Annotated in this window: 6 protein-coding genes and 1 pseudogene; 2 read left to right on the top strand and 5 right to left on the bottom strand. The window is 37.9% G+C overall.

Features of this window, described 5'->3' with window-relative positions; translation table 11 throughout:
- Together ACIQ2S_RS10640 and ACIQ2S_RS10635 are read left to right on the top strand one after the other, a co-directional pair.
- Window positions 1-256: pseudogene (locus ACIQ2S_RS10640) on the top strand (hypothetical protein); the annotation flags it as partial.
- Between the two features lie 68 nt (window positions 257-324).
- On the top strand, window positions 325-1,785 hold the full coding sequence (locus tag ACIQ2S_RS10635) for a magnesium chelatase (protein WP_396175781.1): 1,461 nt from the start codon (window positions 325-327) through the stop codon (window positions 1,783-1,785).
- Window positions 1,786-2,004: 219 nt separating this feature from the next.
- On the opposite strand, the gene ACIQ2S_RS10630 is transcribed toward ACIQ2S_RS10635, so the two are convergent.
- The 5 genes from ACIQ2S_RS10630 to ACIQ2S_RS10610 form a co-directional block, all read right to left on the bottom strand.
- Complete coding sequence (locus ACIQ2S_RS10630) at window positions 2,005-2,250, bottom strand: four-helix bundle copper-binding protein (protein ID WP_396175779.1); 246 nt, start codon at window positions 2,248-2,250, stop codon at window positions 2,005-2,007.
- A gap of 215 nt (window positions 2,251-2,465) precedes the next feature.
- Complete coding sequence (locus ACIQ2S_RS10625) at window positions 2,466-3,968, bottom strand: DUF1254 domain-containing protein (protein WP_396175777.1); 1,503 nt, start codon at window positions 3,966-3,968, stop codon at window positions 2,466-2,468.
- A gap of 252 nt (window positions 3,969-4,220) precedes the next feature.
- The gene (locus tag ACIQ2S_RS10620; protein WP_396175775.1) at window positions 4,221-4,712 is read right to left on the bottom strand and encodes a DinB family protein; all 492 of its coding nucleotides are present in this window, start codon (window positions 4,710-4,712) and stop codon (window positions 4,221-4,223) included.
- Window positions 4,713-4,988: 276 nt separating this feature from the next.
- On the bottom strand, window positions 4,989-5,294 hold the full coding sequence (locus ACIQ2S_RS10615) for a hypothetical protein (protein WP_396175773.1): 306 nt from the start codon (window positions 5,292-5,294) through the stop codon (window positions 4,989-4,991).
- 48 nt (window positions 5,295-5,342) lie between these two features.
- Window positions 5,343-5,614 (bottom strand): hypothetical protein (locus ACIQ2S_RS10610; RefSeq protein ID WP_396175771.1); only part of this gene is annotated, 272 nt, incomplete at its 5' end.

Here is a 5,614-nt window from a genome sequence, read left to right as displayed (position 1 = left end):
AGACGGCACTTATTACATGAACAGCAACGGACTCGATGAATACATCGTGGAACAATGCTACAACCATGCTGCACAAGCACGTAAATTGCATATTGCGATTACCACGTTTATGATTGCAAACGATCCGTATTTGCAAAAATTCGTCAATCGCTTCACGGAAGCCAACCAAGGAAAGGCATTCTACACAGGTTTAAAAGGACTGGGCGAAATGATTTTCGAAGATTATGAGAGTAATCGAAAGAAAAGGGTGAAGTAATGGGAGGAGTTTGGAGTAGGGAGTTTGGAGAATAGAAAATAGAAATAAGTAAAGTGATAATAAATGCAATGAAAGATATACAGACACTAGGACAATTAGAAAAATCGGGATACGTTTCCAAAAGTATCAAAGACGAATTACGTGACAATCTACGAGCCAAAATTAAAGCAGGAAAGCCTGTTTTTGAAGGGGTGCATGGATTCGAAAATACCGTGATTCCCGAACTGGAGCGTGCTATTTTGTCGCGACACAACATCAATTTACTTGGGCTTCGGGGACAAGCAAAAACACGCTTGGCTCGAAAGATGATTGAATTTTTAGACGAGTTCATTCCAATAGTTTCGGGTTCGGAAATCAATGACGACCCGTTGAAACCTATTTCGCGGTATGCAATCGATTTGATTGCAGAGAAAGGTAATGAAACACCTATTCAATGGATACACCGAAGCGAACGTTTTGCTGAAAAGCTCGCCACACCCGACGTTACCGTTGCAGATTTGATAGGCGATGTTGACCCAATTAAAGCGGCCAATTTAAAACTTTCGTATGCCGATGACCGTGTGATTCACTTTGGGATGATTCCACGTGCCAATCGCTGCATTTTTGTAATCAATGAACTACCTGATTTACAAGCCCGTATACAAGTGGCTCTCTTTAATATTTTACAGGAAGGCGACATTCAAATACGTGGATTTAAAGTCCGCATGCCACTAGACATGCAATTTGTATTCACTGCCAATCCGGAAGATTATACCAACCGAGGAAGTATTGTCACGCCGTTGAAAGACCGAATCGGTTCGCAAATACTCACACATTATCCGGAAACGCTCGCAATCGCTCGAACCATCACGCATCAAGAAGCAAAGTTAAATACACAACAATCGGAATCGGTTTACGTGCCTTCTTTAGCGAAAGATTTATTGGAGCAAATTAGTTTTGAGGCTCGTGAAAGTGAATTCATTGATGCCAAAAGTGGTGTTAGTGCCCGAATGAGTATTACTGCTTATGAAAATCTAATCAGCACTGCCGAGCGAAGAGCCTTGCTCAACGGAACGGATAGCACTGCTGTTCGATTATCTGATTTCATGGGAATTATTCCTGCCATCACTGGCAAAGTAGAATTGGTGTACGAAGGCGAACAAGAGGGAGCAGCTGTGGTGGCTCAACACTTGATAGGAGATGCGATTCGCACCTTCTTTCCGGCCTATTTTCCTAAAATTGAAAAACTGGAACGCGACGCCGATGCCAGTCCGTATGCCAAAGTACTCGAATGGTTCTTTGCGGAATCCGGATTTGAATTATTAGACGAAGCGACCGACCAAACGTACCAAAAGCAATTAGACGCGATCCATCCCTTGGAAGACCTTATTCAAAAATACCAACCTGAGTTTCCTACAGCGGACAGGTATTTCCTCAAAGAATTAATCCTTTGGGGTTTAGTGGAATACAATAAATTGAGCAAAGATCGAGTAGCAGAGGGCTATCAATTCAAGGATTTGTACAGCAGTTACATCAATAAATTGGGTTAATTATAATCGGCTCCAAGAGGTAAAGTTCTTGGAGCCATGGGTCTATTCACATAACAATTTCAAATGCTGAATGGCTCGGTCGTATTTTTTTTCATACAAGCAATGAGTACTCTTTGGCTACAGTAAAAATGCTTGCAAGTGGCGGTAATACTTACAAGCATTCATTAATGAGCTGTATAAATAAAGCTCACATCCCGTTCAAATAGGGTCTCAATTATACTAGGTTGTTGCGACAAGCATCGTTTTACATGCTTCGGCACACGCACGGCATGCTTTTGCACAATCTGTGCAATGTTGTATGTGCGAATGTTTTTCACATTCCGTTGCACATTCATTACAAGGGTCTTCACATCTTCTAAAAAGATCCGAAACGTCTGAACTGTTTTGAAGTGCGGCCAATAGTTTCTTGCATACAGCTGCCGACCTTCTGGAAAGGAATATGCCGTAATCAGTTGCAAGTATCAAGTATCGAAGATGCTATTACGGTTGACAATATCATTCGTTTTATGGATGCTTTTGTAGGATGTAACGATAGAGAGAAATTGGGATTTTCTTTTAAAGACCGGTGGTGTGAGAGGCTACCCCTGTCAGTTTCTGACAGGGCAGTCTACTCGATTATGCTTTCGTGCTAACTAATTATACTTTCGAACTAATCTTAATAATAAATTTAAATTTTTAAATTATTTTATTTCTTCAATATCTTCCAATTGCCAAGTCTTATCAAAGTAAGTTTCAGTTGGCCCGTAAAAACGGAAGTATGGAAACCAACCTTTGCCTGGTAATGTTTTAATATAATTTTTATTAGCACCTTTAGGTTTTGTAGGGCCAAAGTAAATATCAACAGAACCATCAGCATTTTTCTCAATATCTTTTCTTGAAGACATGTCTGCAGAACCTTGATCGGTTACCAATGGTCCTCTTGTAACATTGTCATATAATGTAATTGACCAAAATTGTTTAACCGGTGCATTTGCCGGTACATGAAAATGGTAACTCTTTGAACCCACAAGCCATTTACCTGCCTTATCTTTGGAAGTTTCAAGATATGCTTGACCAAATCCTAATATTCTTCCTTGCATTCCTGTACTATTTCCAATTGCTTCATAAAACCAAGAAGCTCTTTGGTCTAATTGTGTATAGTTGCTATCTTCCTGATTTAATTCAACCATATTGGCATATTCCCAATGTTTGTCTTTCCAAACAACAGATCCATCAAACCTTTTTTCATAGGCATTTACTCGGGCGGTTAGTTCACCCACCATTGCCGCCTCGTTAAGAATTTTGGTCAGTCGCTCATCAGGTTGAAATGGTTTGCCTTTCTCCATTCCAAGTGAAGCCATCATACCATAAATAACCCTGTCACGGGTTTGTATAGGTTCTGGTTCAAGTGCTTCAGCCACCATTTTAAAATAGTTCGCATCAGTTGGTTGTGCGGATGTCCATACTTTACCATTTACCGTGACAAAATTGGTTACCGTGGCCTTAGATCTGTCGTTCCAACTGTAAATTTTAAATTTCCTAATAGTTTCCTCAGCAATTTTTGGATCTGGGTCTAATGCTCTGGTACCAAACCATACTTGTACAGTAGGTGAAATATAAACCCTATAACCTGGGGCAGCTATCATTTTAGAACCCGGAGGAAGAAACAAATATTTACCTCCTGCACCTTTGTCGGGTCCGGTTTGACCAATATCTGTAATGGGCTGCTGCCAAAGATCAAGCAGACCACCCGCTATTAATCCTGCTGGTGCATCTATTACCAATGCACCTTGCTTGTCGAAGTTCCAAAAGCTAAATGCATAAAGCGTTGTAATATTAGGTGTCAGCATGCCACTTTTATCTTTAAGGTCAAAAAACATCGATATCTCACCGTCTTTTACACCAAGTTGATCCCGTTGTGCAAGGTGTAAACCATGAAAGCCAACCATTGGCAATGCCCAAGTGTGTATTTGACATGCCCTTTGAAAATCCCTTTCATCATAGAGTTTTGTAATAGCATCTTCTGAAGGATAACCACTTTCTAATTTTAAATCACCAAATCGGGTAACAATATTGTCACCTGTTTGTGTTTGCTCTGTATTATCGGTTTTGGAAGTTGCTACTTTATCTTTCTGATTGCAACTGATAGTAATTGTTGCTAATAATAAAGATAGTAACCCTGTAATTTTAGTTTTGTGTTTCATTTCTTTCTTTTTATTAATTAATGACTATTTATTAAGGTATTAAGTTATAAATGTATCCGCACCAAGCATGACATATAACGATTTGCATGCTAGCGATGTGCCCGAAACCGGAGCACCGAACTGCCAACCTAGAACAAATTTACAAAAGAAATCCGAACTTCCAATTTAACGCTGAACAATCGGCAATCGCTCGTATGCTTTTAGCGGCAGGCAAATCTGTCTTTTTCGTAATTTGTTAACGCTTTTTAAGTCTTAATAGAAATTGGTTTGTTGTTCTTTTAACCATTTTGTTATAAACACAATCTGACCTGTATGAAATGAGAAGTGTTCTGTAATATGTATTAAAACTGAAACGCCTGTTTCCTGTTGATTCTGTAGCGGTAGAATATCCAATAACTTATCATTGGTAACTGATTGAATACAAGAGCGTAATTCTTCGCTTAAATTAGTCAGCATAAGTATAAGTTCTTCTTTACTATGTGTTTTTTCAGCATCAAATTCTAATTGCCTATTTCTCAAAAAAGGTTTTCCACCAATAGAGTCAAGAATCCATTGATTCAAATTGCCATTCAGGTGCAATACCAAATTACCAACACTATTAGACTGACTATTTGGGTGATACCAAATTTCTTCTTCATTTAACATTTCGAGGCATTTAATGACACGAGGAAAATTTTCATCTATCAAGTATCTTACAATATTATCGATAAAAGCATTCTGAAGTTGAGTTTCATTATTGTTCATAATAGGTTCATTTATTTTTAAATTTTTGTAAATATAAATTGTTGTCCTAGTTTTCAATTAATTGTATACCTTTTCTAACTGGTGGCCAATGCTTGCCACTAAAGTCAGTTCGTCTAAAAACCTCCATTCGAACTGATTTTAATTAATTATGAAGTAAATATATTGGTTTTAGGTAATAATAAAAACCTTTTTTATAAAAAGGCAGCTGATTATTTTGAAAAAGAAAAAGGTCGTAGCAAGGCTTAAAAACGTCTTTTACAAACCAAAAAAACAAAGCTAGTACTTTGAGGTACTTTTTGAGCGTGTTTTGGTCAATGAGATTAAAAATTCGTTTGAGATTGTAGGCAGTAAAATAAGGCCTACATCCGCCGAGGCATGTTTGATGGTTTTTTTAGTCATGATATAATAGAAGTCCCATTGTCTTTTTATAGTTCCGTAAGGGTGTTCCACAATGGCCTGCCTTCTGAGGTAGGTTTCATAATTGTTTTCTATTCTAACCTTGTTTTGATAAATTAAATCGGCATGCTCAGAACGTTCTATGAGTCGGCTTTTGGCGTTTGGTACATTTAGAAAACAACTCACAGGTTACAAAAGCACTGTTATTAACTGCCTTTCTTTCGTCCATTGACTTTAATCAAATTTAAATCCGAGTGCTTCTATATGTATCTTGTCAATTTTACAATTTTTCACTTCTACAGCATTAATAATTTTATCTATTACATTTACTGTCGTTTCGGCACTTGGTTTTTTAGAACCTTTCACGTTCGTTAACCAGTCCATTACATCCCGCATTTCATTGTCCATATGAAACTGTAGAACCGACATGTGTAAATCCTCAAATGGAATAAAAATCCATCTTCCATAGTAGGGTGGTCTTTTCTTTTCTTCTTTTGTAGTTGTAA

It is taken from the genome of Flavobacterium sp., from assembly GCF_044371705.1.
GTDB lineage: Bacteria > Bacteroidota > Bacteroidia > Flavobacteriales > Flavobacteriaceae > Flavobacterium.
The sequence above is the reverse complement of the archived record's forward strand: the minus strand, read 5'-3'. Positions and strand labels throughout refer to the sequence as shown.

What these genes read in the sequence shown, in the direction of transcription:
- ACIQ2S_RS10635 (WP_396175781.1), top strand. Translation starts at nt 325, where the DNA reads ATGAAAGATATACAGACACTAGGACAATTAGAAAAATCGGGATACGTT.
- ACIQ2S_RS10625 (WP_396175777.1), bottom strand. Translation starts at nt 3,968, where the DNA reads ATGAAACACAAAACTAAAATTACAGGGTTACTATCTTTATTATTAGCA.
- ACIQ2S_RS10620 (WP_396175775.1), bottom strand. Translation starts at nt 4,712, where the DNA reads ATGAACAATAATGAAACTCAACTTCAGAATGCTTTTATCGATAATATT.